Source organism: Bradyrhizobium sp. STM 3566 (assembly GCF_045571445.1).
Lineage (GTDB): Bacteria > Pseudomonadota > Alphaproteobacteria > Rhizobiales > Xanthobacteraceae > Bradyrhizobium > Bradyrhizobium vignae.
The window spans coordinates 2,120,048-2,145,332 of record NZ_CP120692.1 but is presented as its reverse complement, the minus strand read 5'-3'; the positions used below and the strand labels follow the sequence as shown (position 1 = coordinate 2,145,332).

General features: G+C 64.4%; 23 protein-coding genes. 3 read left to right on the top strand and 20 right to left on the bottom strand.

The genetic code is table 11. The features are described from left to right. Window positions 1-43 precede the first annotated feature (43 nt). The 9 genes from P6U27_RS10185 to P6U27_RS10145 form a co-directional block, all read right to left on the bottom strand. Window positions 44-2,374, bottom strand: coding sequence for a mechanosensitive ion channel family protein (locus P6U27_RS10185; RefSeq protein WP_407193972.1), 2,331 nt, complete (start codon window positions 2,372-2,374; stop codon window positions 44-46). A gap of 812 nt (window positions 2,375-3,186) precedes the next feature. Then, window positions 3,187-4,224: a patatin-like phospholipase family protein gene (locus tag P6U27_RS10180; protein WP_129143982.1), complete on the bottom strand. Its 1,038-nt coding sequence runs from the start codon at window positions 4,222-4,224 to the stop codon at window positions 3,187-3,189. Then, window positions 4,221-5,150, bottom strand: a complete 930-nt coding sequence (locus P6U27_RS10175; protein ID WP_129143983.1) for a polyphosphate kinase 2 family protein — start codon at window positions 5,148-5,150, stop codon at window positions 4,221-4,223. Before P6U27_RS10175 ends, P6U27_RS10180 begins: the two co-directional genes overlap by 4 nt. Next, complete coding sequence (locus P6U27_RS10170) at window positions 5,110-6,132, bottom strand: branched-chain amino acid ABC transporter permease (RefSeq protein WP_407193971.1); 1,023 nt, start codon at window positions 6,130-6,132, stop codon at window positions 5,110-5,112. The genes P6U27_RS10175 and P6U27_RS10170 overlap by 41 nt, the downstream gene beginning before the upstream one ends. Further along, complete coding sequence (locus P6U27_RS10165) at window positions 6,129-7,010, bottom strand: branched-chain amino acid ABC transporter permease (RefSeq protein ID WP_407193970.1); 882 nt, start codon at window positions 7,008-7,010, stop codon at window positions 6,129-6,131. The genes P6U27_RS10170 and P6U27_RS10165 overlap by 4 nt, the downstream gene beginning before the upstream one ends. Before the next feature lie 5 nt (window positions 7,011-7,015). Continuing rightward, window positions 7,016-7,720 (bottom strand): ABC transporter ATP-binding protein, encoded by a 705-nt coding sequence (locus P6U27_RS10160; protein WP_122402053.1) that lies wholly within the window; start codon window positions 7,718-7,720, stop codon window positions 7,016-7,018. A gap of 3 nt (window positions 7,721-7,723) precedes the next feature. Further along, a complete protein-coding gene (locus P6U27_RS10155; RefSeq protein WP_407193969.1) occupies window positions 7,724-8,491 on the bottom strand; it encodes an ABC transporter ATP-binding protein in 768 nt (255 codons plus the stop codon). Between the two features lie 161 nt (window positions 8,492-8,652). Beyond that, window positions 8,653-9,357 carry an NUDIX hydrolase gene (locus tag P6U27_RS10150; RefSeq protein ID WP_209295773.1) on the bottom strand — a complete coding sequence of 235 codons (705 nt, stop codon included), beginning with the start codon at window positions 9,355-9,357 and terminating at the stop codon, window positions 8,653-8,655. Window positions 9,358-9,386: 29 nt separating this feature from the next. After that, window positions 9,387-10,412, bottom strand: coding sequence for an ABC transporter substrate-binding protein (locus P6U27_RS10145; protein WP_162500179.1), 1,026 nt, complete (start codon window positions 10,410-10,412; stop codon window positions 9,387-9,389). A gap of 138 nt (window positions 10,413-10,550) precedes the next feature. On the opposite strand from P6U27_RS10145, the gene P6U27_RS10140 reads away from it, so the two are divergent. Next, window positions 10,551-11,000, top strand: a complete 450-nt coding sequence (locus P6U27_RS10140; RefSeq protein WP_407193968.1) for a cupin domain-containing protein — start codon at window positions 10,551-10,553, stop codon at window positions 10,998-11,000. Between the two features lie 200 nt (window positions 11,001-11,200). Here the strand turns inward: P6U27_RS10140 and P6U27_RS10135 are convergent, their stop codons facing one another. After that, window positions 11,201-11,989: an ABC transporter permease gene (locus tag P6U27_RS10135; RefSeq protein ID WP_122402048.1), complete on the bottom strand. Its 789-nt coding sequence runs from the start codon at window positions 11,987-11,989 to the stop codon at window positions 11,201-11,203. Further along, on the bottom strand, window positions 11,989-12,807 hold the full coding sequence (locus P6U27_RS10130) for an ABC transporter ATP-binding protein (protein WP_122402047.1): 819 nt from the start codon (window positions 12,805-12,807) through the stop codon (window positions 11,989-11,991). Before P6U27_RS10130 ends, P6U27_RS10135 begins: the two co-directional genes overlap by 1 nt. A gap of 144 nt (window positions 12,808-12,951) precedes the next feature. Here P6U27_RS10130 and P6U27_RS10125 point away from each other — a divergent pair, with 144 nt between their 5' ends. Together P6U27_RS10125 and P6U27_RS10120 are read left to right on the top strand one after the other, a co-directional pair. Further along, window positions 12,952-13,734: an ATP-binding cassette domain-containing protein gene (locus tag P6U27_RS10125; protein WP_122402046.1), complete on the top strand. Its 783-nt coding sequence runs from the start codon at window positions 12,952-12,954 to the stop codon at window positions 13,732-13,734. Next, window positions 13,731-15,290, top strand: coding sequence for a glycine betaine ABC transporter substrate-binding protein (locus tag P6U27_RS10120; RefSeq protein WP_407193967.1), 1,560 nt, complete (start codon window positions 13,731-13,733; stop codon window positions 15,288-15,290). Before P6U27_RS10125 ends, P6U27_RS10120 begins: the two co-directional genes overlap by 4 nt. A 31-nt stretch (window positions 15,291-15,321) precedes the next feature. Here the strand turns inward: P6U27_RS10120 and P6U27_RS10115 are convergent, their stop codons facing one another. From P6U27_RS10115 to ilvN, 9 genes are all read right to left on the bottom strand, one after another. Then, window positions 15,322-16,284 carry an ABC transporter permease gene (locus P6U27_RS10115; protein ID WP_407193966.1) on the bottom strand — a complete coding sequence of 321 codons (963 nt, stop codon included), beginning with the start codon at window positions 16,282-16,284 and terminating at the stop codon, window positions 15,322-15,324. Continuing rightward, a complete protein-coding gene (locus tag P6U27_RS10110; protein ID WP_407193965.1) occupies window positions 16,274-17,260 on the bottom strand; it encodes an ABC transporter ATP-binding protein in 987 nt (328 codons plus the stop codon). The genes P6U27_RS10115 and P6U27_RS10110 overlap by 11 nt, the downstream gene beginning before the upstream one ends. Further along, complete coding sequence (locus P6U27_RS10105; RefSeq protein ID WP_407193964.1) at window positions 17,257-18,423, bottom strand: NEW3 domain-containing protein; 1,167 nt, start codon at window positions 18,421-18,423, stop codon at window positions 17,257-17,259. The genes P6U27_RS10110 and P6U27_RS10105 overlap by 4 nt, the downstream gene beginning before the upstream one ends. 270 nt (window positions 18,424-18,693) lie before the next feature. Next, a complete protein-coding gene (locus tag P6U27_RS10100) occupies window positions 18,694-20,406 on the bottom strand; it encodes a sulfatase-like hydrolase/transferase (RefSeq protein WP_407193963.1) in 1,713 nt (570 codons plus the stop codon). A 943-nt stretch (window positions 20,407-21,349) separates the two neighbouring features. Next, entirely contained in the window at window positions 21,350-22,369 is a 1,020-nt protein-coding gene (ilvC, locus tag P6U27_RS10095; protein ID WP_407193962.1) for a ketol-acid reductoisomerase, read from the bottom strand. 133 nt (window positions 22,370-22,502) lie between these two features. Next, on the bottom strand, window positions 22,503-23,105 hold the full coding sequence (locus P6U27_RS10090) for a LysE family translocator (protein WP_162500177.1): 603 nt from the start codon (window positions 23,103-23,105) through the stop codon (window positions 22,503-22,505). A 7-nt stretch (window positions 23,106-23,112) separates the two neighbouring features. Further along, complete coding sequence (locus tag P6U27_RS10085; protein ID WP_129143994.1) at window positions 23,113-23,988, bottom strand: EamA family transporter; 876 nt, start codon at window positions 23,986-23,988, stop codon at window positions 23,113-23,115. Between the two features lie 44 nt (window positions 23,989-24,032). Continuing rightward, window positions 24,033-24,728, bottom strand: coding sequence for a class I SAM-dependent methyltransferase (locus P6U27_RS10080; protein ID WP_122402038.1), 696 nt, complete (start codon window positions 24,726-24,728; stop codon window positions 24,033-24,035). A 3-nt stretch (window positions 24,729-24,731) separates the two neighbouring features. Then, on the bottom strand, window positions 24,732-25,274 hold the full coding sequence (gene ilvN, locus P6U27_RS10075) for an acetolactate synthase small subunit (RefSeq protein WP_061879307.1): 543 nt from the start codon (window positions 25,272-25,274) through the stop codon (window positions 24,732-24,734). Window positions 25,275-25,285: the final 11 nt, after the last annotated feature.

The following is a 25,285-nucleotide window of genomic DNA, read 5'->3' as shown; positions in this document are numbered from 1 at the left end:
CGCGGCCGGATCGATAGAGGCAAGCCGGAAATTTTGGGATTGCTTATGCGGTCACTCGCCGCGGCGTCGGAGTGGCGGCGCTATCGGCCGGTGGCGCGATGTGCATCAGGATAGTCTGGGTGGCGGATGCGACCTCGATGCCGTTCTGCTGGAAGCGCAGCTTCATGCGCCGGTTGAACTCGCGCTGGACCGGCCAGCGCCCGGCCTCGGTGCAGCGGATCTGGCCGACGATCGACACCATCGCGCCGTCCACCTTGTCGACGCCCCACAGCTCGAGGTCGCCGCGGATCAATGCGCGGAATTCCGGTTCGCGGCGCATCTCGTCGACGATGTCCTTGAGGATCTGGCCGGCGCGGTCGGTGTCTTCCTTGTAGGCGACGTTGACGCTGACCGAGGCGTTGCCGGCGCCGCGGCTGGCATTGGTGATGGTCGTGACCGCGCTGAACGGCACGATGTGCACGGCGCCGTCGCCGGCGCGTAGGCGAATGGTGCGGATCGAGACGTTCTCCACCACGCCCGCGAGCCCTGACAAGCTGACATTGTCGCCGACCTGGACCGTGTTCTCCAGCAGCAGGAACAGGCCGGTGATGAGGTCCTGCACCAGCTTCTGCGAGCCGAAGCCGATCGCGATGCCGACAATGCCGGCGCCCGCGAGCAGCGGCGCGACATTGACGCCGATCTCGCTCAGCGCCGTGAGGCCGACGACGGTTGCGATCAGGCAGAGCAGCGCGGTGCGGAGCATCGGCTGGAAGGTGCGCAGGCGCGCCGCACGGGCATAATGCCCATCGCGTGACAGTGCATTGATCTGGCGGTCCAGCAACGCATTGCTGATTTCCCAGATGGCCGCAGCGATAAACACGGCGATGCCGATCGTCACCACGGCGGAGATCAGCCGGCCGCCGATCTGGCCGCCATAGAACCAGACGATGGCGTCCACACCCCAGACTTCGAGCACCGCCACGAAGCCGATGAAGGCGATCACGCTGGATACGATCCGGCGCAACAGCGGTAGATAGCGGTTGGCGCGGATCTCGAGGCCGGGAAAGCGCTGGAGGATTTCCGGCTTGATGCGGAAACCACGGTCGATCAGGCTCAGCGTCACCATGATGGCGACACGCGTGACCAGCGCCACCGCGATGGTGCCCACGAAATATTGCAGCAGCAGCGAATAACCGTTGCGGATGTTCAGCGCCCAGACGGCCCATAGCGCCAGATCAAGTGCGATGGCAAGATAATGCCAGCCGCCGGCGATGCGGTTACGCAAACGGGCTGCAATCCCCTGCCGCTCGGCTGGCGCGCGGATGGCGTCGGCGACCTGGCGGCGGCATTGCAGGATGATGACGACGATGAAGAGGTGCACGACCAGCATCACCATCCGCAGCAGGGCGGCGTAGCCGGCGCGGTGCAGGCCGAGCAATAGCGCCACATTGGCAAAGGCGATGCCGGTGACGCCGACACCGACGATGCGGCGCGCCCAGATCTCGATATAGGCCGCAGTCTCGGCCCGCGGCGGAAACAGGCCGAACGGCCCCGCCAGCGCCCGGACCACGCAGATGAGCCCGCGCGAAAACGCATAGGCGTTGACGACCGCGAGGATCACGAGGCGAACGGTCGTGGGCTCGCCGATCACCGTCCCGAGCAGCGCCGTGGCGACACCAACGAAGACCACCACCGGCAGCAGTTCGAGCACAAGGCGCCCCAGCACGAAGGGCAGCCGTGACAGGACCTGCCAGACCCGCGCAAGACTGTGGCGGCGCTTGTTCAACTCGGGTGCGGGAGTGACATCGGCCACCGATGACGGCGGGTCGGCTACGGGCAGCACCTGTGCCGGCAGGTGCGCGGTTTGTGGCACGCGTCCTTCCAGGAACGCGACCGGACGGCGGATCAGGCGAAAGATCACCCACTCGGCTGCGAGGGCGCACCCGAGCACCAGCGCCAGCTTCCAGGCGATCTCGATCAGGAGGTGATAGGCCGCGGGATCGTTCGCGGTCCGCATGATCCAGTAATAGAACGCCGGAAAGTGCGTGAGCGTCCGCGCCATGCCGGCGATCTCGCTCGAGATCTCGCCGATCTCCTCCGACACCGTGAGCAAGAGCTGCGCACCGAGGCCGTCGGCCGAGAGCGGGATCGGCGACTTTTGCTCCGGCGCTGCCTGCTGCGGACCGGACGCGTTGGCGATCACGCGGAGCGTATCGATCATCTGCGCGCGCTTCTTGTCGTCCTGAAGGGTTTCCAGCGCGCGTTTCGCCTCGTCAGGCGACAGTGTGGCGGCGCTGTTTGCCGCGGGCGGAGGCGGCTCGGCGCGGGCACCGGAGAGAGATGGAATCGTGAGGAAGAGAGCGGCGAGGAGCGCCGCGGCCAGCTTATGCGACACGAGGATTCCCTGGAAAAAAAATGAATGCACCGGCGGCGTCGGGACCGTCACCGCCGAAGCACATGCGTCATGTCGGATTGCCGCTATTCGCCCCGGCCCTGTGTCGGAAGTTGGCCTTTGAGGCGACATTCTCTTGGCATTTGCCGCAATGCAGGATCGGAAGCCGCGGCATCACCGACGTGCTGTGATGCGCCAAAGACCTCTTGCGCCAATGCGGAGCGACGGCGGGGAGAATGGGAACAGCGGGATGTCAAAGACGCTCGTTGCGGCAGCCCGTCACGGCCATCCGACACGATCGATGTGATGTAATGCAAATTACAGCGCCGGGAAGGTAGGGGCCTTGCCTCACTGATGCGGCCCGCTAAACCTTGACCCGGCGTGCCGTTCGCGGTTTTCGCCGCTATGCGATAGTCCGAACGAGCTCCATCGCACTCAGCGGCTGGATTTGCGGAGGTGGCGTCATAGACCTCCCCTTGCTCATGAGGTGGACGTTGCGCGTCGCTTGTTTGCGACCGTTACGATGCTCGTCCTAGGACACAAAACTGTCAAGCAAGATCAACGATCTAGAGATCACATTTGAAGGCGCGAGTTCCCTGGAAGCAGCCCGCCGATGCAAAGCGCTTGCGCGCGGGTCGCAGCTGTCGAGGGGCAGCGGGCATGTTGACATCATGCCCCTGTTTTGCCCGACGAGTCAAATGAGTTTCGTAAAATCCGCAGCAACGATGACGGAGCTGCAAGCGGTTGATTCTGCTACGCTCGGCTACTGTGCATGGGGTTGTTTTCGCGTTTTTGTGCATGGCCGGCTCAGCCGGCTAGAGAAACATGTCTGCCAGGTCGACGGTCGAGGACTTTCCGATCTGGTCGAAGTTTCGCGCCAGCCAGCTTCGCGCCGCCTCGCGGCCCTCATCGCGCAGGCGGCACAACAGGCTCCATTCGGGGTGGAACTGCGTGGCCGTGCCGAGCTGCGACATCAACTGATCGTTGCCGATCCAATGCATGTACATGCGGCTATGCTTGTCGCTGTCGAGCTCGCCGTCGTCGATCAGCCGCGTGGCGAAGGCGACCGCGCGCATCTCGCGCATCAAGGACGAATTGAAGCTGATCTCGTTGATGCGGTGGAGGACATCGGCCGCACTGGTCGGCAGCTCGTTGCGCCTGATCGCCGTGACTTGCACGATGATGACGTCGTGACTGCCCTTGCGGTAGATCAGCGGATAGATCGCGGGATTGCCGAGATAGCCGCCGTCCCAATAATGCTCGCCGTCGACCTCGACGGCCTGGAAATAGGGCGGCAGGCAGGCCGAGGCGAGCACGGTTTCCGCCGTGAGAAGCGGGCTCTGGAACACCTTGATCTTGCCCGTGCGGACGTTGGTGGCGTTGAGAAACAGCTGCGGCGCCTCGGGCGAGGAATTGAGCCGGTCGAAATCGACCACGCGCTGCAGCAGCGCGCGGAGCGGATTGAAATGAAAGGGATTGAGCAGGTTCGGCGGCAGGGTGTGCGTCAGCGTGTGGATGACGGCGTGCACCGGATGATATTCCGGCGGCAGCTTCAGGGCCTGGATCCACTGGTTCAGCGGCGACATCAAATCGTACGCCATGTCCATGCGCGACACCTCGTACCAGAATGCGTGCAGGTTCTCCCGCGCACCCTCTGCGCCTCCGTTCGCCATGCCGGAGGCCATCGCCACCGCATTCATGGCACCGGCACTGGTGGCGCTGACCGCCTCGATCGCGAGCCTGCCGTCCTCGAGCACCTGGTCGAGCACGCCCCAGACGAAGGCGCCGTGCGCGCCGCCCCCCTGGAGCGCGAAGTTGACGGTCTTGCGATCGGCGATCTCCTTGGCTGTCACTTTGCCTGCTTCTTGCCTCCCGTCCCCTCTTTCTCCAGTGCCTTGCGCACCTGCTCGAACTCCTCCAGCGAGGCCTTGTCGGCGCGGGGGAAGCGCAGGTCCAGCTTTTCGAGCGCTGCATTGATCACCGAGCCGATCACGACGCGGGCGAACCATTTGTGATCGGCGGGCACGACGTACCACGGCGCATGAGGCGTTGCCGTGTGGCGGACGATGTCCTGGTAGACCGCCTGGTAGCGCGGCCACAGCGCGCGCTCCTTGATGTCGTCCATGGAGAACTTCCACTGCTTGGCCGGCTCCTCCAACCGGTCGAGGAAGCGCTGGCGCTGCTCCTCCTTGGAGACGTTGAGGAAGAACTTCAGCACCAGGGTTCCGTTGCGGCAGAGATAGCGTTCGAAGGCGGAGATGTCCTCGAACCGCTCCTTCCATATGTGCTTGGTGACGAGCTTTGGCGGCAGCTTCTCCTTGGCGAGGATTTCCGGATGCACGCGCGTCACCAGGCATTCTTCGTAATGCGAGCGGTTGAAGATGCCGATATGGCCGCGCTCCGGCAGCGCGACCACGTGGCGCCAGAGGAAGTCGTGGTCGAGTTCCTTGCTGCTTGGCGCCTTGAAGGCCGTGACTTCGCAGCCCTGCGGATTGATGCCCTCGAAGATCGCCTTGATCGCACTGTCCTTGCCGCCGGCGTCCATCGCCTGGAGCACGATCAGCACGGACCAGCGGTCCTGGGCGTAGAGCTTCTCCTGAAACCCGACGAGGCGCTTCTTGTTGGCGTCGAGAAGCGCCTGCGCTTTCTCCTTGTCGAGGTCGCCCTTCTCGTCGGTCTTATGGTCCTTGAGATGAAACTTGCCCGAGCCATCGTAACGGAATGGCGTGATGTAGCGGTCAAGCTCCTGGGCGAGCGATCTGGACGGCTTCTTGCTCATGAGCGCGGGGCACCTTGCGTTGCGGCTTCAGTCGGTCGAGGACGCTACCAAGGATGCCCTTGGGAAGGAATATGATGAAAACCACGAGCAGCACGCCGTACACGAGGTTGTCCCAGCCGACCGCCTTGGTGCCGAAGCCGATGCGCAAGGTCTCGGCCAGCAAAATGGTGATGATGGCGCCAAAGGTCGGGCCGAGCGAAACGAACAGGCCGCCCACGATGGCCGCGAACACCATCTGCAGCGAAACCGCGATGCCGCTGACGGTGTCGGGTGTGATGAACATCTGATACTGGCAGTAGATCGCGCCGGCCAGTGCCGTCATCAGCGCGCTGAGCAGCGTGATCTTCAGCTTCTCGGCGGTGACGTTGACGCCGGCCGCAGCCGCGGCGTCCTCGTCCTCCGAGATCGCCTCCAGCGCATAGCGAGCCATGCTGCGGTCGACCCAGTGCCAGACCACGATACCGAACAGCCAGACCGCAAGCGCGATCAGATACCAGGTGGTTTTGTCGTCGAACTGCAGCGCCAGGAGCTTGTTGCCGGACGACGCGCGGTTCGGGGTGTAGCCGAGCGAGCCGCCGGTGTAGTCGCGCGTCGCGGTGATGACCTGGAGCACGATGCCTGACAGCGCCAGCGTCACCAGCACGAAATAATGCCCGGTGATGCGGAAGCGGAAGCAGGGATAGCCGACGATCAGCGCCAGCGCACCGGCCGCGATCATGCTGACGGGAATGCCGATCCAGGGCGACAGGCCCAGGTGATTCCACAAGAGCGCGGTGACGTAAGCACCGATGCCCATGAAGCCGCCATGTCCGAGCGAGACCAGGCCGAACCGCCCCATCATCGACCAGGAGGTATAGGCGAACGACCAGATCAGGATCAGCACGAGGATGTGCAGATGATAGGGATCGCGATAGACGAAAGGCAGCGCGACCAGCACCGCCAGCCCCACGCCCCATGCAGCAAGCCGCCCCTGCCCCTTCATCGCCGCCTCGCCAGCAGGCCCGCGGGCCGGATGAACATCATGACGATGAAGAAGGCGAAGGCGAGCACATAGCCCCATTCGAGGTCGGAGAACAGGCCGCCAAGCGAGATGATCTCGGCGAACAGGAAGGAGGCGATGAAGCCGCCGATGAAATTGCCGAGGCCCCCGAGCACACAGATCAGGAAGGTGATCGGCCCGAAGGAGAGGCCGACGAACGGATGCACGTCATATTGCAGCACCAGGAGGCAGGCCGCGAGCCCGGCCAGCGCACCGCCGAGCGCGGAGGTGATGAGATAGATCCGCTTCGTATCGACGCCCATCAGCGCCATGATCTGACGGTCCTGCGCGATGGCGCGGATCGCGGTGCCGGTGAAGGTGCGCGTCATGAACAGATAGACCGCGACCATGCCGACCAGTGCTGCCAGGAAGGACAAAAGCCGCGCGTAGCTGAAATTCATGTCGCCGAAGGCGAGCACCGGCAGGCGGATGCCGAGATTGCGGAAGTCGATGCCGAAGGCGACAGTGGCAAAGCTCTGCAGCACGAACAGCACGCCGCCGGTCGCGAGCAGCTGATTGATCGGCGGCGCGGTCAACAGCGGCGCGATCACGAGGTAATGCAAGAGGGCGCCGAGCGCCGCCACCAGCAGGATGGTGAATGGCGCAGCGATGAAATAGCCGACGCCGTAATACTGCACCATGAAATACATGGCGTACATGCCGATCATCACGAGCTCGGCGTAACAGATCCAGGTCACGTCGATGACGCCGAAGATCAGGTTGAGGCCGAGCGCGAGCAGTGCCAGCACGCCGCCGAGCAGGATGCCGTTGATGACGGCCTCCAGCAGATAGATGTCGAATACGTCCAGGAACGCCTGCATGCCCATCACACCCCGAGATAAGCTTCCTTGACCGTGTCGCTTGCCAGCATCTCGGACGAGGTGCCGGAGGCGCGGATCGTGCCCGCTTCGATCAGGTAGGCGCGGTCGACCACTTTCAGGACCTGCTGCACGTTCTGCTCGACGATCAGCACCGTCAGCCCGCTGGCGCGAATCCGCTTCACCAGTTCGAACACCTGCTGCACCACGACCGGCGCGAGCCCCGCCGAGGGTTCGTCGAGCAGCAGCAGCTTCGGGCTGGACATCAGGGCGCGGCCGATCGCGCACATCTGCTGCTCGCCGCCGGACATGGTGCCGGCCATCTGATGCCGCCGCTCCTTCAGGCGCGGGAACAGGTCGAACACGACGTCCAGCCGTTCGGCATAGTGTCCGCGCGCCTCCTTCATGAACGCGCCCATCTTGAGATTGTCGTCGACCGTGAGCTGCGGAAACAGCCGCCGGTTCTCCGGCACATGCGCAATGCCGAGGCTGACGATCTTGTGCGCCGGCGTCGCCACGACATCGACGCCTTCCATCTTGATCGATCCGCGCGAGGGACGGATCAGGCCGGAAATGACGCGCATCAAGGTGGTCTTGCCGGCGCCGTTGGGACCGATGACGCCGACGGCCTCGCCGGCCTTGACGTCGAGATTGACGTCGAACAGCGCCTGGAACGTGCCATAGCCGGCATTGACGCCGCGGAGCTCCAGCATGGGCTAACCTCCCGCCCGGCGGCGCGCTTCGGCGGCCGCGGCCTGCGTGGTCTCTGCATCGGTGCCGAGATAGACTTCGATGACGCGCGGATCGCCGGCGACCGCGCTCGGCAGGCCTTCCGAGATCTTCTCGCCGTGATCGAGCACCATGACGCGATCGACCACGCGCATCAGCACGCCCATGATGTGCTCGACCCAGATGATGGTGATGCCGAGCTCGTCGCGGATATTGCGCAGCATGTCGGCCGCCTGGTCCATCTCGGCCTCGTCGAGACCGCCGAGGCTCTCGTCGGCGAGCAGCAGCTTCGGCGAAGTGGCAAGGGCCTTCGCCAGCTCGAGCTTCTTCAGGCCGGCCGCCCCCAGGCCGTCGACGCTGGCGTGGCGATCGGTCGGCAGGCCCACCATCGCCAGCGACCGCTCGGCCGCCTCCTCGGCCTTGACGCGACTGTGGCGGCCCTGGCCGTAGAATCCGGCGAGCGCGACGTTCTCGAAGATGGTCAGGCGGCGGAAGGGTCGCGGAATCTGGAAGGTGCGGCCGATGCCGCGGTTGATGATCCGGTGCGGCGCAAGGCCTGCGATCTCGTGCCCGGCAAACAGGATCGATCCGGAGGTCGGCGCCAGCGTGCCGGAGAGCATGTTGAAGATCGTGCTCTTGCCCGAGCCGTTGGGCCCGATCAGGCCGAGGATCTCGCCCTGGTCGACCCTGAACGAGACGTTGTTCACGGCGGTGAAGCCGCCGAACCGCTTCACCAATCCGTTCACCTCCAGCACCGCCGTTCTCCGCCGCTACTGGTTGCTGTCGGTGGTGCCCTTCGGCAGTGGCAGCACGGCCTCGCGCATCAAAACCTCCCGGACGATTGTGCGTTGCATTCTTGTCGTTCTTGTTTTCGCCCATCACACGGGCTGCGCGAAGCGATGTCAAGCCTCGCGCGTCAGCGAGAGGCGAACTGCTGCGCAATAAAGGCCGTGACAAATCGCGGCATGGTCGGCGTAAGATCGCTCATCCCGCGCACGAGATGAATGGCCGACAACTCGGGCTCGGCCTCGCGCGCGAGATTGGCTTCGATCCGGGCGCGGGCTTCATCGCCCGGCATGTCCAGATTGAGGACCTGAATCATCGCAATCGCACGACCGGAGACGACGCAATGCCAGTCGGCTTCCGGCGCGTAATCGTCGGCGGTGAGCCCGGTCTCCTCCGCGATCTCGCGGACCACGCTGCCGCGAAGGTCGAGGGCGCCGTCCCTGATGTCGTCAAGGTCGGGCGTGCCTGAAGGAAAATAGATGCGGCCCGCATTGGCCGTGTGCTGCGCCATCTCGCCCATCACGAAGGCGCCATCGGAGGTGCGCAGCGCGCCCATGCCGAAACCGTTGAATACGGCAGGATCAGGAAAACCCCAGTCGCGCCAGGCGAGGAAGCTGGCGAAATCGGTTTCGAAATAGGTCGCAGCGAGATGGCCGTCCGTGAACGCGGCATCGCGCCCGAGCAGGACGCGACCGTTCCAGATCTTCGGCCGCTCGCGCTGCTTCTCGGCAAAATGCGCCGCGATCTCGGCGCGGCGCTCCTCGGCGAACGGCCACACGATCGGCCGCACGGCAAGATCAAGCGTCGTGACGCGATGAATGACAAGTGACGTCATGACGCCTGGTTACTACGCCTTCGCGTCAGCTATTTGGCGGTCCCCGTCGTCTTCTTGGCCTGGTCGACGAATTTGTTGGTGAAGGTCTTGCTGACGTCGATCTTGGCGTTCGCGACCTCGGGCGAACCGACGCTGAACACGGCGAGCACGGCATCGGCGCCCTTGGGGTCCATCTTGCCGGTTTCGGAGTACATCGGGATCGTGTTCTTCAGCGCGGCAAGATAGAGATCCTTGTTCTTGCCGACCGTCTCCTCCGGCATCTTCGCCATGATCTCCTCGGGCGAATGCGAATGAATCCAGGCGAGCGTGGCGAGGATCGCATTGGTGAGCGCCTGCGTTTCCTTCTCGTGGCCGTTGACCCAGGCTGCCGTCGAGTAAAGCGCGCCGCCCGGATATTCGCCGCCGAACGTCTCGAGTGTATCCTTCTGGGTGCGGGTATCCGAGAGGATGCGCAGATCCTTGTGGCTGCCCTGAAGCACGGTCACCGAAGGATCGAGCATCACGGCAGCATCGATCTGCCCCTGCTCCATGGCGGCGACCGCGGTGGCGCCGAGGCCGACGCCGATCACGGCGGCGCTGGTGGGATCAAGCCCGTTTTTCTTGAGCATATATTTGAGGAAGAAGTCGGTGGAGGAGCCGGGCGCACTCACACCCACCTTCTTGCCGGCAAGATCCTTGACCGACTTGATGTCATTGGTGCGCGAGGGCGCGACGACCAGCACGAGGCCGGGATAGCGGTCATAGACCACGAAGGACTGCAGCTCCTGCTTCTTGGCCGCGAGATTGACGCAATGGTCGAAATAGCCGGAGACGACGTCGGCACTGCCGCCGAGCACGGCTTTCAGCGCATCCGAGCCGCCCTTGAGGTCGACCAGCTCGACATTGAGGCCGGCCTTCTCATATTCGCCGAGTTGCTTGGCCAGCACTGTCGGCAGATAGCACAGGCAGGAGCCGCCGCCGACCGCGATGGTGACCTTGCTTTGCGCCGCGGCAAATCCGGTGGTGAGCGTCAGCGCAAGCAGCGCGCCGGCGAGCCTGGCAATCGTGTTCTTCATTGGTTTCCTCCGTTCGGCCGGCGGCACCATAGAGCAGCGGGGCGGGATTGAGAAGCACTGCCGAAGTGGGCTGGCCATCGGTCTTTCGGCGCAATAGCATGCGCGGACAATAACAATTCCTAATGGGGAGGATCGTCCATGAATCGCCTTGCAGCCAGCCTGTCGATCGCCGCCGCCTTTGCCGCCGGATGCGGCGCAACTTACCTGCTCGGGCCGGCACTCGCCGCCGAGAGCATCACCGCGCAGATCATTCATACCGGCGAGATGGAAGGCGACGCGCTAGGCCCCGCCAACAAGGTTGGCTACCGCTCGAAGACGTTCATGACCGCCGACGGCGCCACTGTGTCAATCCAGGTCGGCAATGTGCCCAAGCACCTGCATCCCAACACCAACGAGATCCAGTACATCCTGGACGGGACCGGGACGATCTGGCTCGGCGACAAGGAGGTCACGGTGAAGCCAGGCGATCTCGTCATCATTCCGAAGGGCACGCCGCATGGCGGCACCAAGCCGATCAGCGGCCAGGTCAAGGCCATCGCGATCAAGACGCCGCCGCAGGCCCCCGATGACATCAAGCTGCTGGATTGATGGCTGTGCGCTCCCTCCCCCGCTTGCCGAGCAGGAGAGGGTTGGGGAGAGGGTGTCCCCGCGATGGGAGAATCGCCCGAAGGAGAAAACCCTCACCCGGCGCTACGCCATAGCCGTGCCTCGGCGTGTTTTGAGATGACGGCCGCCAGAGGCGGCCTACGCCTCTCCCGCAAGCAAGCGGGAGAGGTGAACTTGGGCCCCTACCCCCGCCCGTCCGACGCCATCGGCCGCCACACCAGCAGCCGCCGCTCCACCAGCGTCACGCCGAAGTCGATCAGGATGACGAAGGCCGACAGCACGAACATGCCGGCGAACACACCGGCAACGTCGAACACGCCTTCGGCCTGCTGAATGAGATAACCGAGGCCCGCCGCCGATCCCAGATATTCCCCGACGACCGCGCCGACCACGGCGAAACCGACCGAGGTGTGCAGCGAGGAGAACATCCACGACAGGGCCGACGGCCAATAGACGTGCTGCATCAACTGCCGCTCGCTCATGCCGAGCATTCGGCCATTGTCGAGCACGGTGCGGCTGACCTCCTTGACGCCCTGATAGACGTTGAAGAACACGATGAAGAACACCAGCGTGACGCCTAGCGCGACCTTCGACCAGATGCCGAGGCCGAGCCACAGCGCGAAGATCGGTGCCAGCACGACGCGCGGCAGCGCATTGACCATCTTGACGTAGGGGTCGAACACCGCGGCGACCAGCGGTTGGCGCGCGAACCAGAAGCCGACCAGCACGCCGCCGAGCGATCCGATCACGAAAGCCAGGATCGATTCCGCCAGTGTAATGCCGAGATGCTTCCAGATGACGCCGGAGGCGAACCATTTCACGATCTGGCTGAACACGTCGAAAGGGTTGGAGAAGAAGAACGGCGGCAGCAGGATCTTGCCGAACACGGGGATGGTCGACAGCACCTGCCACAGCACGATGCAGACGACCGCGACCAGGACCTGCAGCGCAAACAGCGTCGGGCGCGACATCAGACCGCCTCCACTGCCTGAGTGGATTGCACGTATCCCTTCATCACCTCGTCCTTCAGCACGCTCCAGATCTCGCGATGGAGCGCATGGAACTCCTTGTCGAGGCGCACCTCGAAGATGTCGCGCGGGCGCGGCAAGCTGACGCGCCAATCGCCGATGATGCGCGAGGACGGCCCCGCGGACATGATCACCACGCGGTCGGCGAGCGCGATCGCCTCTTCCAGATCGTGCGTCACGAACAGCACGGCCTTGCGGTCGGCATTCCAGAGATCAAGCAGCAGATTGCCCATGACCTGGCGCGTCTGCGCGTCCAGCGGCCCGAACGGCTCGTCCATGAGGAGGATTTTCGGATCGCGGATCAGCACCTGCGCTAGCGCCACGCGCTTACGCTGGCCGCCGGAGAGCATGTGCGGATAGCGGCTGGCAAACGCGCCGAGACCGACGGAGGTCAGCCATTTCTGCGCCCGCGGCAGCGCCTCTGCGCGCGCCGTGCCCTTGATCTCGAGCCCGATCGCGACATTGTCGAGCGCGGTCTTCCAAGGGAACAGCGCGTCGGCCTGGAACAGGTAGCCGGCATCCTGGTTCAGTCCCGTCAGCTGCCGGTCGAATATCCTGACGCTGCCCGCCGCCGGCTTGAGCAGGCCGGCCGCGACATTGAGCAGCGTCGATTTCCCACAGCCGGTCGGGCCGACGATGGCGACGAACTCGCCCTGCGCGACCGCGAGATGCGCCTTCTCCACCGCCGTATAGACCCGGCCGTCCCCCAGCCGGAACGCGACCTTGGCATCTTCCAGCGCCACTGCCGTGGGCGTCGTCATGTGCTTCCTCCGAACTCAGGCCGATGCCTTAGCCGCTCGCGCGGCCAAGTTCAATCAAGGCGCCAAGCGTGCTACGCATGGGGACTTGCCGTGCTCTTACCCTCCCCTGGAGGGGCAGGGTAAGAGAAAAGCGAGCCATCCGCGATGCCTTCCAAGCTGGCGATCAGCTACCAAGAGGTCACCAAGAGATTCGGCTTCCTCGCAGCCGTCGACGATGTGTCGCTCGACATTGCCGAGGGCGAGTTTCTGGCCATCGTGGGCGGGTCCGGCTCAGGCAAGACCACGCTGCTGCGGCTCACCAACCGGCTGATCGAGGCCGATGGCGGCACGGTCATGGTTGAGGGGGAAGACGTGCGGAGCGTCGATCCGGTCGCGCTGCGGCGCCGGATCGGCTACGTCTTCCAGAGCGGCGGGCTGTTTCCTCACTTAAGCGTCGCCGACAATATCGGGATCACGCCAAAGCTGCTGGGCGAGCCGGCAGTGGCGATCGCGGGGCGCATCGACGAACTGCTGGAGCTCGTGCAGCTCGACGGCGCATCGCATCGCGACCGTCTGCCAGAGGCACTCTCCGGCGGCCAGCGCCAGCGTGTCGGCGTGGCGCGGGCGCTCGCCGCAAAGCCCCGCATCGTGCTGATGGACGAGCCGTTTGGCGCACTCGATCCCCTCACCCGCGATGCGCTAGGCGAGGACTATCGCGCGCTACACCGCAAGCTCGGCCTGACCACCGTGATGATCACGCATGACATGACCGAGGCGATCCTGCTCGCCGACCGCATCGCAGTGATGCGCGGCGGACGATTGCTCGCCCAGGGTACGCCCGCGGAGCTCTCGAGCAGCAGCGACGACTACGTGCTGGAGCTGTTGAGCACGCCGCGGCGGCAGGTCGGGCGGCTGAATGCGCTGCTGCCGCAGAGCGGTGCGGCATGAGCCTCTTCACCGATCCGCGTTGGGGCGAGGCGCTGGGGCATCTGCCCGATTATCTCGGCAACCATGTGCGGGTAAGCCTCGCCGCGCTCGCACTTGGCCTCGCCATCAGCCTGCCGTTGGCGATCCTGACCCGCAACCGTCCGGCGCCGCGCGGCATCCTGCTCGCGTTCGCCAGCATCGTGCAGACGGTACCGGGGCTGGCGCTGCTTGCGCTGTTCTATCCGCTGCTGCTGCTGGCTGCTTCCGTCGCGCTGGCCTGGTTCGGCGTTTCCTTCTCCGCGTTCGGCTTCCTGCCGGCGATGCTGGCGCTGGCGCTCTATTCGATGCTGCCGGTCCTGCGCAACGGCATCACCGGCCTCAACGGCATCGATCCGGCGCTGATCGAAGCCGCAAAGGGTGTCGGCATGACGGCACGGCAATCGCTGCTCATCGTCGAGCTGCCGTTGGCGCTGCCGGTGATGATGGCGGGCATCCGCACCGCCGCTGTGTGGGTGATCGGCACAGCCACGCTGTCCACGCCGATCGGGCAAACCAGCCTCGGCAATTACATCTTTGCCGGGCTCCAGACCCAGAACTGGGTGTTCGTGCTGTTCGGCTGCCTGGCCTCGGCGCTGCTCGCGCTCGCCGTCGATCAGTTGCTTGGCCTGATCGAGAACGGCTTGCGCCACCGCAGCCGCTTGCGCAGCGGTCTCGGCGCGATCGGAATCGCGGCGCTGGTCGCCGCAATGCTGGTGCCGACCATGGGACGCCCGTCGTCAGGCTATGTGGTCGGCGCAAAAACCTTCGCCGAGCAATATGTGCTGTCGGCGCTGATGAGGGACCGCCTCCAGGCGGCAGGTCTCTCGGCCACCGCGCGGTCGGGCCTCGGCTCGAGCGTGATCTTCCAGGCGCTGAAGGCGGGGGACATCGATCTCTATGTCGACTATTCCGGCACGCTCTGGGCCAACCAGCTCCGCCGCACCGACATCAAGCCGCGCGCCGAGCTGGTCGCCGAGCTGAAGACGGCGCTCGCGAAGGACAACATCACGCTGCTCGGTGAGCTCGGCTTCGAGAACGCCTATGCGCTGGTGATGCCGAGACGGCGCGCCGAGGCGCTCGGCATCCGCACCATTGCCGACCTCAGCGGACATGCCTCGACACTGTCGATTGCCGGCGACTACGAATTCTTTTCCCGGCCCGAATGGGCGGCGCTGCAAAAGGCCTATGGACTCCCGTTCCGCGCCCAGCGCCAGATGCAGCCGGATTTCATGTATGCGGCCGTCGCCAGCGGCGAGGTCGACGTCATCGCCGGCTACACCAGCGACGGTTTGATCGCGAAATACGACCTCGTCACGCTCGACGATCCCCGCCACGCGATTCCGCCCTACGACGCGATCCTGCTGCTGGCGCCGAAACGCGCCGGCGACGAACGGCTCAAGGCTGCGCTGCAGCCGCTGCTCGGCAAGATCGACATCGCCATCATGCGCGAGGCGAACTTGCGCGCCAGCGGCAATGATGCGAACTCCTCGCCCGATGCGGTCGCCCGATGGCTGTGGGAGCAGATCGCGCGACGCTAGGGCAGAATTCGTCTAGCTGACCGCGATCGGTTCACGCCCGCACCTCCTGGCGCTGGAACAGCACGTAGCCGAAAGCGAACAGCACGATGGTGCCCGCGATCAGGCCGACCGTTTGCGGCCAGGCGATCATGACGCTCTCGCCGAATGGGAGCGGTGATCCCATGACGGCGCCGCGAAGCTGGTCGAGGAACACCGGGCCGAGCGTGCGCGTGGTCGGCGAGAGCACGGCGAGCATCGCCTCTCCGAACAGGTCGTTGGGCGACAGCCGCAGCAGCTCCTGCGTCCAGATCGCGGTGGCCGGATCATTGAGCCCGAGCAGCGCGTAGCGCGGATCGGCCGGAGCGATTGCCTGCGCGAGCGCCGGGGCCAGCATCGGCCAGAGCACGGCCAGGAACAGCCAGATGCCAAGCGAAACCAGCGCCGCAGTCGCCGGCGAGCGGAACACGATCGATAACAGCATGGCCAGCGAGAGCCAGACACCGGCATAGAAGATCGCCACGACCAGGAACACCAGCGAGCGTGCGATCTCCTCGCCGCCGGGCGGCACCCCGAGAAAGATCAGGCCGAGACCGATCACCAGCAACCACAAGGCAGCGAGGCTGATGCCGATGGTGGCGAGGGCTGCGAGGAATTTTCCCATCAGCAGCGCATCGCGATAGATCGGCTGCGCCAGGATGCGCGACAACGTCCGCCGGTTGTGCTCGCTGTTGATGGCATCGAAGCCGAGCCCGATCGCCATCAGCGGGATGAGGAATCCGAGGATGGCGACGAAGGACGGCAGGGGCGCCTTGTCGATGGTGAAGAGGCGTAGCAGCAGGAACGGATCTTCGGCCGTGTTCTGCCTGAGGCTGCTGATCGCCCCGTAGAGCGCGGCGAGCGCCGTGAAGACGATCAGGAGCTCCAGCATCAGCATGCGGATGCCGGAGAGATGATCGGCGAGCTCCTTGACGAAGACGGTGGACAGCCCGCGGAACGGTGAACCCTCACGCCGCATGGCGAACATCTCCCCTGGGCCTGATCTGGAAATGGCGCGCGTAGATCGCCTCGAGACTTGGCTCGTCGATCGACAATCTGCGCAAGTCACCACCGACCGTGACCACGGCGCGTGCCGCGTCCGGCCGCACGTCGCGCTCGGCAGTCATGCGGAAGCGATCGACGCCCAGGGTGTCGACCTGGGTCACACCGGGGATCATTGCGAGCCGCCGGGCCATACCGAGTCCGTCGGCCTCGACTTCCACGACGAAGCCGGCACCGAGCACCTTGACTGCGAGCTCCGGCACCGCACCCATCAACACGATGCGTCCGCCCTGGAACAGCGTGACCCGGTCGCAGATGCGTTGCACCTGGTCGAGCATGTGGGACGACAGCAGCACCGTGATGCCCTCGGCCTTCAATTCTCCGATCAATCCCAGGAACTCCTGCGTCGCCTGCGGGTCGAGGCCCGACGTCGGTTCGTCCAGGATGGCGATCTCGGCCCGCTTCACGATGATCTCGGCCAGACCCAGCCGCTGCCGCATGCCACGCGAGAAGGTCGCGACCCGCTTTGAGCCGACTTCCGCGAGGCCCACCCGCGCCAGCGCCGCCTCGATCCGACGCGCGCGCTCAGCGCGCGCCAGTCCCATCAGCTTCGCCGTATAGGCGAGGTTTTCCGCGGCGGTGAGATGATCGTAGAAGCCGACCGCATCGGGCAGATAGCCGACGCGCTGCTTGACCTTCAGCGGCTCGCGGGCTGGATTGAAGCCGAGCACGCTGACCTCGCCCGATGATATCTCGGTTAATCCCAGCATCATCAGGATGGTCGTGGTCTTGCCCGCGCCGTTCGGGCCGAGCAGGCCGAACACCTCGCCGCGCGCGATGTCGAAGTCGATGCCGTCGACGACGGCCGTAGCGCCGTAGCGCCGCGTCAGTCCGCGCGCGGCGATGACGGGATCCGGTGCCGTCCCTCGGCTGTCCGTTGATTGATTCCTCATCGCCGTCCGAACCTCGCGACTGCACCCAGCATCAGCAGGAGCGCGACACCGATGACGCCGGCACCTGCCATGCCCCATACGGTCGAAGTGGCGACGGTGATGCGGAACTGGCCGGAGGCGTTCTCGCCGCGCGATGTGGCGCGGATCGTGGCTTGGTAATCACCGGCCAGCGACTTGTCGCTGGGCGTGATCAACGCCTGCACCTCGCCGTCCTTGCCCGGCACGAGCCGCTCGATGGTCGCCGGCTCGAATGTCACCTTCCATCCACTCGGCGCCGTTCCGGCCAGCGTGATATTCTCCGCCGGAGCAGTGCCGGAATTGGTCACGACGATCGGGATCGAGCTCTGCTTGCCGGCGACCGCACGCGCACTCAACAGACCGTCGCGGCCGGAGATCTGGAGCTGCGGCTGGCCGATGATGTCGAGCGCCAGCTCGGTGGAGGCAGAGGCATCCTCCGCCTTCACGGTCACCTTGACCGGGAAGTGACCGGCGTCGATCGTCGTGGGCGGGCGCACCTTCAGCTTGATGTCTTTGGACTGACCCGCATCGATCGGAATCGACGAGAGCTCCTGCGTGCCGTAAGCCTCGGTGAACGATGTCTCGAAATTGACGGGAGCCTCTGCTGCAAAACTGGCGACGAGATTGCGGCCGGAATCATTCTTGATCGAGAGCGTATAATCGAAATTGGATTTCGGGCTGCCGCGCAGCGACGGCAGGCTGGACTTCACGCTGAGCTTGGCCGGCAGCTCCTTGGCGAGCGAGACCGCAACCGGGAGTTCGGCCGTTGTGCCCTGCCCTTCGGCCTTGACCGTGAGCGTATGCGGGGCGAGATCGTTGCCTGCGGGCACGTCGAGCCTGAGCTGCAGCGCGACGTTGCCGTCGGGGGCCGGCATCGCGGCGCCGACCGGCTGACCGCCGCCGAGTAGCGTCGCGGTCCAGCCGCTCGGCACGCCCGCCACCGAAAGCTGGTAGCGCTGCGGCGCGAGACCATAGTTCTGCAGACGCAGGGAGATGTTGGTCGTGGTCCCCGGCCGTACCGTGACCGCCGGATAGTCGGTCATGAGATAAAGCCCCTTGATGTCGTGCGCAGCTTCGGCCGCACGGGCAGCCGGACTCAGCAGCACGAGGGCAAATGCAAGACGCGCAGCATCAAGCGCTCGCATGGACGACACTCCTGCAAGGAAGGATGGATCAGGGATGGGCTTCGCACCGCCGGAAAGACCATTTGGCGGCGTGTCGGATGATGGAAGCAATCGTGACGAAGTTTTGGAAGCGAAGCGCCCTGCCAGTTACAAGTCTGTGATTGCGGGCATTTTTGCCTCAGACTTTAGTTCGAAGTCGGCGTGCAGGCGCGAGAGATGACGATGTCGCAGTGCAACGGATCGCCGCCCGGCCGGACCCGGGGCGGCGATGATGCTAAGGACATCGTGCCGCTAAAGCCCTCTGATCATCCCGGCGTCGATCAGCAGCCGATTGAGCCGCCGCGCCTCGGCGCCATCCTTGCAGCCGTAGAAGATGCCCTTGCAGCGGAGCATGATCTCCTTCTGCTCGGCGAAGGACGGATCGAGCGGGATGCCGGCAGCTTCCTGGATCACCAGCGGCAGATAGGGGCCGTCGATCGTGTCCATCACGGCCGCGCTTCTGACCGGCTCGAAGTTGACGGCGTCGATGGCGTAATAGGTCGCGTAGAGGCGCGGATCGTAGACATCGAGCTTCTTGCCGATCGCCCCCTCATCGAGCCCGGGCTCGAGCAGGTGCGGCGCAAACTCGGGCTGGTGATCGCCATAGCGCACGATCAGGAAGGGCTCACCCGGAAAGCTCTTCTTCAGGCCAGCGACGAATGCCTTGTATTGCTCGGCGCTCATGGCCTGACGACGCAGATATTCGTCGATGGACGGCGCATTGCCCGGCGCGCGCCAGTTCGGCAGCAGGTCGGGATGGAAACGGGTCTCCCAGGGAAAATGATTGGCACCGAGATAGATGAAGGTGAACAGCGGCTTGTTCGGCGGCTGCTGCCCCATCAGCTGAAGCGCCTTGTCGTAGAAGAAGCTGTCGGGCTCCACATCCTTGGCGCCGAGATCCTTGGAGTCGAGGAAGCGCTCGATGCCGGTCGTCATCTGGAAGCTACGCGCGCCCATGAAGCCGCCATGGGCGGGATAGAGCGACAGCGTATCATAGCCGCAACGGCGTAGCGCCAGCGGCAGGCCGCGCTCGACCCGGTTCGAGGCGATGCGCGTCACGAAATAGGCGAAGCGGCCGAACGAGCGCGAGGAGAGTCCCGCGAGCACATTGTATTCGGTGAACCAGCTCGGCCCGCCATTGCTCTCGGCGAGGAACGTGCGCTGCCTGCCGTCCCAGGATTTGAAGTGGCCGCCATAGCCCTGGGGCACCTTGACGCCCTGCGCGGCGCGGATGTCGAAGCTCGACTCATCATGGATCATGATGATGTTCGGCCGCCGGCCGGCGGGATGGCAGGAATCGACCAGCGGCATGTTGAGCCGCTCGTCGGTCGAGGCAGCTGATTCCATGAAGCCGTACTGCGCGAAGTCGGAGACGGCGGTGACGGCGGAGCGGAAGAATTTCGAGAGATAGCCGTCATCGTAGTAGCCGCGCCAGGCCTCCTCCGGGTGAGAGAGCGAATAGGCGACCAGGGCGGCAAGACAGGCAAGCTTGCAAGCGAGTGCCGGCAGGCGGCGGATGCGGAACGGGTCGAGCCACCACAGCGCATACATCAGCGGCAGCGTGACGAGACCGGCTGATATCACCGACCAGCGCAAATTCGGGAAGATCGTGAACAGGAACGCGACGGTGTCGCGATCGATCATCATCAGGTCGATGAAGTTGGCCGTCATCTGCACGACGTCGTGCTTGAGCCGCGACAGCAGCACCAGCACCACGACCAGGGTCAGCGACAGCGCCCCCGACAGCGCCGGCCGGCGCAGGAGGGTGATCCAGAAGAAGTTGAGGATGCCCCAGGCCAGCGCGAAGGACAGGCGCGAGCCGAAATCCGTCTCGGTCTCGTACATCAGCGCGAGCGCCGCCAGATGCGGCGCGGCAACGGCGAGCAGCCGCCAGATGCCGAGCGCGGCGACGCTCGCCAGCACGGTGGTCGCGGCAGAAGGACCTGGATTGGGCGCGGACGCCATCGACGACACGGAACTCTGGTCCGGCGCAGTGATGCCAAGCCGTCTGGCCGGCCTGAAAACGGCCAGGGCGTCCGGGGCAGCCGGCTGCACCGTTTCATAAAACTGTAGTGGAACTGTCGCGGACAGGCAACGTGCGGCGCGATCCAACCTTGGCTTAATGTTAGCGGCCGGCGAACGAAAGCCGTAGACCAAGGCCCGGCGGAGATGGCCTTGCGCACGCTCGCGATGGGCCGCCGCCCGCGCGGGCAAACCGTCGTGGCGGGCTGAACGGCCGCCTTACTGCGCCAGCAGCCCGAGCCGCTTGGCGATGATGCGCCCGATCAGAAACTTCGCGACGGCCCAGCCGATGCCTGTGGACGCACCGGTGATGACGACAGATCGCATGGTCCCCCGCCCTCCAGTTCCGGCGATCATGTCGGAGAAAGGTGCCAGGACGCAATCGTGGTTCGCGATACGCGTGATGAGACTATAGATGAAGAGCCGAATGCTTGCCTCTGAAGAGGCAGACGTTTTGGCGCTGCAGTGGCAGCGACGAGAGTCCGAGAACCGACGCGAGATCAAGAAAGTGGTTTAAGCGTCAGTTCTTCGCGTTCAGGCTGTACTTCAGCTCGCGAAGAATTTGAATGAAGCAGCAATACTTGGCGCGGGAAATGAAAGAGCGAACGCTCTTTGTGACTTTGCCAACACTAATTGCGAAGGCTTAAGATTTGGTTCGACGTGCGAGGCTCGTGTCCCGGACAAGCGCAGCGAAGCAGAGCGCAGAGCTGGGACCCGGAAGCCGCAATGGGCCCGGCTCGGCAGCGCACCACGTGCGTGATGCGCTGCGTCCGGGGCACGGTGACTTAAAGCGCGATGAGATTTGGATGAATCGTCATCGCGCTTTGGCTTGTTGTTCACGCATGATCTTTCCGGAAAACCGCTTCGCACTTTTCCGGATCATGCTTTAGTTCTTGCTCTTGTCGACCAGCGCGCCCTTCTTGATCCAGGGCATCATGTCGCGCAGCTTTGCGCCGACTTCCTCGATCGGGTGCGCGGCGAGCTTGGCGCGGGTCGCCTTGAACGAGGTCTGGTTGACCTTGTTCTCGAGCATCCAGTCGCGCGAGAATTTGCCGGACTGGATGTCGTTGAGAACCCGCTTCATCTCCTTCTTGGTCTCTTCGGTGATGATGCGCGGACCGGTGACATACTCGCCGTACTCGGCGGTGTTGGAGATCGAGTAGTTCATGTTGGCGATGCCGCCTTCATAGATCAGGTCGACGATCAGCTTCACTTCGTGCAGGCACTCGAAATAGGCCATCTCCGGAGCGTAGCCGGCTTCGACCAGGGTCTCGTAGCCACCCTTGATCAGCTCGACCAGGCCGCCGCAGAGCACGACCTGCTCGCCGAACAGGTCGGTCTCGCACTCTTCCTTGAAGGTGGTCTCGATGATGCCGGCACGGCCGCCGCCGATCGCGGAGGCGTAGGACAGGCCGAGGTCATGGGCGTTGCCCGAGACGTCCTTGGCGATCGCGATCAGGCAGGGTACGCCGCCGCCGCGCTGATACTCCGAGCGCACGGTGTGGCCTGGGCCCTTCGGCGCGATCATCAGCACGTCGAGGTCGGCGCGAGGATCGAGCAGGTTGAAGTGGACGTTGAGGCCGTGCGCGAACACGAGGGCAGCGCCCTTCTTCATGTTGTCGTGCAGGTGCTCGCGATAGATGTCGCCCTGAAGCTCGTCCGGGGTCAGCATCATCACGAGGTCGGCCCATTTGGCAGCTTCCGCAACTTCCAGCACCTTAAAGCCGGCAGCTTCCGCCTTCTTGGCCGAGCCTGAGCCCTTGCGCAGCGCAATGGCGACTTCCTTGACGCCGGAATCCTTCAGGTTGAGCGCATGGGCGTGGCCCTGGCTGCCATAGCCGACGATGGCGACCTTCTTGCCCTTGATCAGGTTCAGGTCGGCGTCGCGATCGTAATAAACACGCATAGTCGTTTCCTCGTTCAGGGCCAAAAATCGGCCAATGGTCAGTGTCCGAAGGGTGAAATTTGCGGATTTCGGGGGCTGTCTAGAGCATTTTCAGCCCCGAGGGAAACCCGTTTCTGCATGGAAATCCGCGACATCATGCATCCATGAAAACGGGGTAGAGGGAAGCGAGCAGCAGGATCGCCATCAGGATATTGAAGGCGCGGACCAGCCGCTCAGAGGTCAGGATCGGCCGCAACGCGGTGCCGAACAACGCCCAGACCACGGTCGAGACCGTGCCGACGACGAGGCTGATTACGGTCTGGATAGCGATGTTGAGCGGGAATTGGGCGATCGCAGCATAGGCGGTGATGGTACCGATCACGATGACCCAGCCCTTGGCATTGATCCACTGGAACATGGCCGCGCCCCAGAAGGTCATCGGGCCACGGGCCTTCTCCTCGCCCGACTTGGCCGGACCGGACATCGCGATCACGGCGGCCAGGTAGATCAGGTAAGCGGCGCCGGCATATTTCAGGACGGTCTGGAGGATCGGATAGGCCAGGAACACGGTGCCGAGCCCGAGACCGACGGTCGCGACCATGAAGGCAAAGCCGATGACGATACCGACGATGTGCGGAATGGTGCGGCGGAAGCCATAGGTCAGACCGGAGGACAGCAGCATGATGTTGTTCGGGCCGGGCGTGAAGTACATCACCACCATGAAGGCCAGGAACGCATAGAATAGCGAGAAGGCCATGTTCACCTCACGCGGTCTTCGGCAGAACTTGCGGGCGCTTCGCCAGCACCATCACGGCGATGCCACCGATCACGGTCAGCATGCCGGCGAGCCGCAACGGTCCGAACCGCTCGCCGAATACGATGCTGGAGGCAGCCGAGCCGACGAACGGCACCAGCAGCGCGAACGGCACCACTTGCGCGGCCGGATAGTCGCGCAGCAGGCGGCCCCACAGCCAATAGGCGATGCAGGTGGAGATACCGCCGAGCATCAGCATGCAGAGAATCGATGTCAGCGATATGTGCGTCAGCGAAGTCCAGGTCGGCGCCGGCCCGTTGGCGATCAGTGCCAGCACGAACAGCGGCACCGCCGAAGCGAGGCACAGCCACGCGAACAGATCGAACATCGGCACGCCGCGCGCGCCGCGCAGCAGGAGATTGCCGACGGCAAAGCTGAGCGGCGATATCATCAGCACCGCGAAGGCCGCGACGCTGAAATCATAGCCGACTGTGCCGCAGATCATCAGCAGGCCCGCCGCTGCAATGACGATGCCCAGCGTCTGCACCGGCGTCGGCCGCTCGCCGAACGCGAGCGCTGCGAAGCCGATCGTGAACAGCGCCTGGCTCTGCACGACGACGCTGGTCAGTCCCACCGGCACGCCGTGAGCGATGCCGTAGGCCTGAGACAGGAACTGGCCGAGGAACAGCGTGAAGCTGATCGCGATCAGCCGCGACCAGGCGACCTTCGGCTTGGGAATGAACAGGCACGGCACCGCGGCGATCGTAAAGCGCAATGCCGTCATCAGCTCCGGCGAAAGCTCGTCGAGCGCGATCCGGCTCGCCACGAACGCAAACCCCCAGATGATCGCCACCATGACGGCGATGAGGATGTCGGCCGGCTTCATTGTTGTTTCCGGTTCTGCTTGCCGTGCAGGTCTATTGTTCTGGTCTAGCCTTGCTCGCCGGCTTTCGGTTTCCGCAGCAGATACGTGCCATGCATGGGGGCGTGGTAGTCGGCCGAGACCAGCACGAAGCCGACGTCGGTCAGCATCCGCTCCATCACCCAGCCGAAGGTGGAATATTCGTCGCGCATATGCGTCACCACGCTCTCCCGCGCGAAATCGTGATTCTTGATCTGGAAATCGGCCCATTGCTCGACGTCGCGTTCGACCGCGTCGGGCATCGCGGTATAGACGATGTCGCGAAGATAGAAGCTCGCACCCGGCTTCAGGGCGCGATAGATCCGCGACATCGCCACCGCCTTCCAGAAATCGGGCAGATGGTGCAGCGTGAACTCGCTGACGATCAGGTCGTAGGACTCCGGACGGTAGGCGAAGCTGAGCAGGCCTGCGGACTGGGTGCGAACCGGCGCCTTGCGGTCGCGCGCGTAGATCTCAGCGAGCGCCAGCATCGCGGGCGATATGTCGATGGCGTCGACCTCGGCGCCCATCAGCGCGGCTTCGGTCGCCAGCACGCCGTTGCCGCAGCCGATATCGGCGATGCGCCAGCTGCGCTGGACCCCGAGCATTTTCAGCGCGGCGCGCGCCCGCAGATCGGCATCGTCATGATTGTCGTAGATCGAAGCCACGGCGGGCTCGATCCCCATCCGATTCCGCTCGTTATAATACCAGTCGCGCGCCAGCATGGTTCACATCCCTTCAGGCCCGCGGCCGATCGCGGCAACACCGGTGCGCGACACTTCGACGAGGCCGAGCGGGCGCATCAAGTCGATAAACTGGTTGATCTTGTCCGTATTGCCTGTGATCTCGAACACAAAGCTCTCGGTGGTGGCGTCGATCACCCGGGCGCGGAACGCGTCCGCCAGCCTGAGCGCCTCGACCCGATGCTCGCCCTGGCCGCGCACCTTCACCATCGCCAGCTCGCGCTCGATCGAGCGCTTGGTCAGGGTCATGTCGACGACGCGGTACACCGGGATCATGCGGTCGAGCTGGTGCTTGATCTGCTCGATCACCATCGGCGTGCCCGTGGTGACGATGGTGATGCGCGACAGATGCTTCTGAGCCTCGGTCTCCGAGACCGTGAGGCTCTCGATGTTGTAGCCGCGGCCCGAGAACAGGCCGATGACGCGCGCGAGCACGCCCGGCTCGTTCTGCACGAGCACAGCGAGCGTATGTGTCTCGTTGGGATCGTGACGGTCCTCGATGAAATAGGCGGATGCGGGCTGGTTCATTGTCGTCCCCT

Coding starts and splice junctions, on each gene's coding strand:
- P6U27_RS10175 (WP_129143983.1), bottom strand. CDS start 5,150: ATGAGCAAGAAGCCGTCCAGATCGCTCGCCCAGGAGCTTGACCGCTAC.
- P6U27_RS10170 (WP_407193971.1), bottom strand. CDS start 6,132: ATGAAGGGGCAGGGGCGGCTTGCTGCATGGGGCGTGGGGCTGGCGGTG.
- P6U27_RS10165 (WP_407193970.1), bottom strand. CDS start 7,010: ATGCAGGCGTTCCTGGACGTATTCGACATCTATCTGCTGGAGGCCGTC.
- P6U27_RS10160 (WP_122402053.1), bottom strand. CDS start 7,720: ATGCTGGAGCTCCGCGGCGTCAATGCCGGCTATGGCACGTTCCAGGCG.
- P6U27_RS10150 (WP_209295773.1), bottom strand. CDS start 9,357: ATGACGTCACTTGTCATTCATCGCGTCACGACGCTTGATCTTGCCGTG.
- P6U27_RS10145 (WP_162500179.1), bottom strand. CDS start 10,412: ATGAAGAACACGATTGCCAGGCTCGCCGGCGCGCTGCTTGCGCTGACG.
- P6U27_RS10140 (WP_407193968.1), top strand. CDS start 10,551: ATGAATCGCCTTGCAGCCAGCCTGTCGATCGCCGCCGCCTTTGCCGCC.
- P6U27_RS10135 (WP_122402048.1), bottom strand. CDS start 11,989: ATGTCGCGCCCGACGCTGTTTGCGCTGCAGGTCCTGGTCGCGGTCGTC.
- P6U27_RS10130 (WP_122402047.1), bottom strand. CDS start 12,807: ATGACGACGCCCACGGCAGTGGCGCTGGAAGATGCCAAGGTCGCGTTC.
- P6U27_RS10125 (WP_122402046.1), top strand. CDS start 12,952: ATGCCTTCCAAGCTGGCGATCAGCTACCAAGAGGTCACCAAGAGATTC.
- P6U27_RS10120 (WP_407193967.1), top strand. CDS start 13,731: ATGAGCCTCTTCACCGATCCGCGTTGGGGCGAGGCGCTGGGGCATCTG.
- P6U27_RS10115 (WP_407193966.1), bottom strand. CDS start 16,284: ATGCGGCGTGAGGGTTCACCGTTCCGCGGGCTGTCCACCGTCTTCGTC.
- P6U27_RS10110 (WP_407193965.1), bottom strand. CDS start 17,260: ATGAGGAATCAATCAACGGACAGCCGAGGGACGGCACCGGATCCCGTC.
- P6U27_RS10105 (WP_407193964.1), bottom strand. CDS start 18,423: ATGCGAGCGCTTGATGCTGCGCGTCTTGCATTTGCCCTCGTGCTGCTG.
- P6U27_RS10100 (WP_407193963.1), bottom strand. CDS start 20,406: ATGGCGTCCGCGCCCAATCCAGGTCCTTCTGCCGCGACCACCGTGCTG.
- ilvC (WP_407193962.1), bottom strand. CDS start 22,369: ATGCGTGTTTATTACGATCGCGACGCCGACCTGAACCTGATCAAGGGC.
- P6U27_RS10090 (WP_162500177.1), bottom strand. CDS start 23,105: ATGGCCTTCTCGCTATTCTATGCGTTCCTGGCCTTCATGGTGGTGATG.
- P6U27_RS10085 (WP_129143994.1), bottom strand. CDS start 23,988: ATGAAGCCGGCCGACATCCTCATCGCCGTCATGGTGGCGATCATCTGG.
- P6U27_RS10080 (WP_122402038.1), bottom strand. CDS start 24,728: ATGCTGGCGCGCGACTGGTATTATAACGAGCGGAATCGGATGGGGATC.
- ilvN (WP_061879307.1), bottom strand. CDS start 25,274: ATGAACCAGCCCGCATCCGCCTATTTCATCGAGGACCGTCACGATCCC.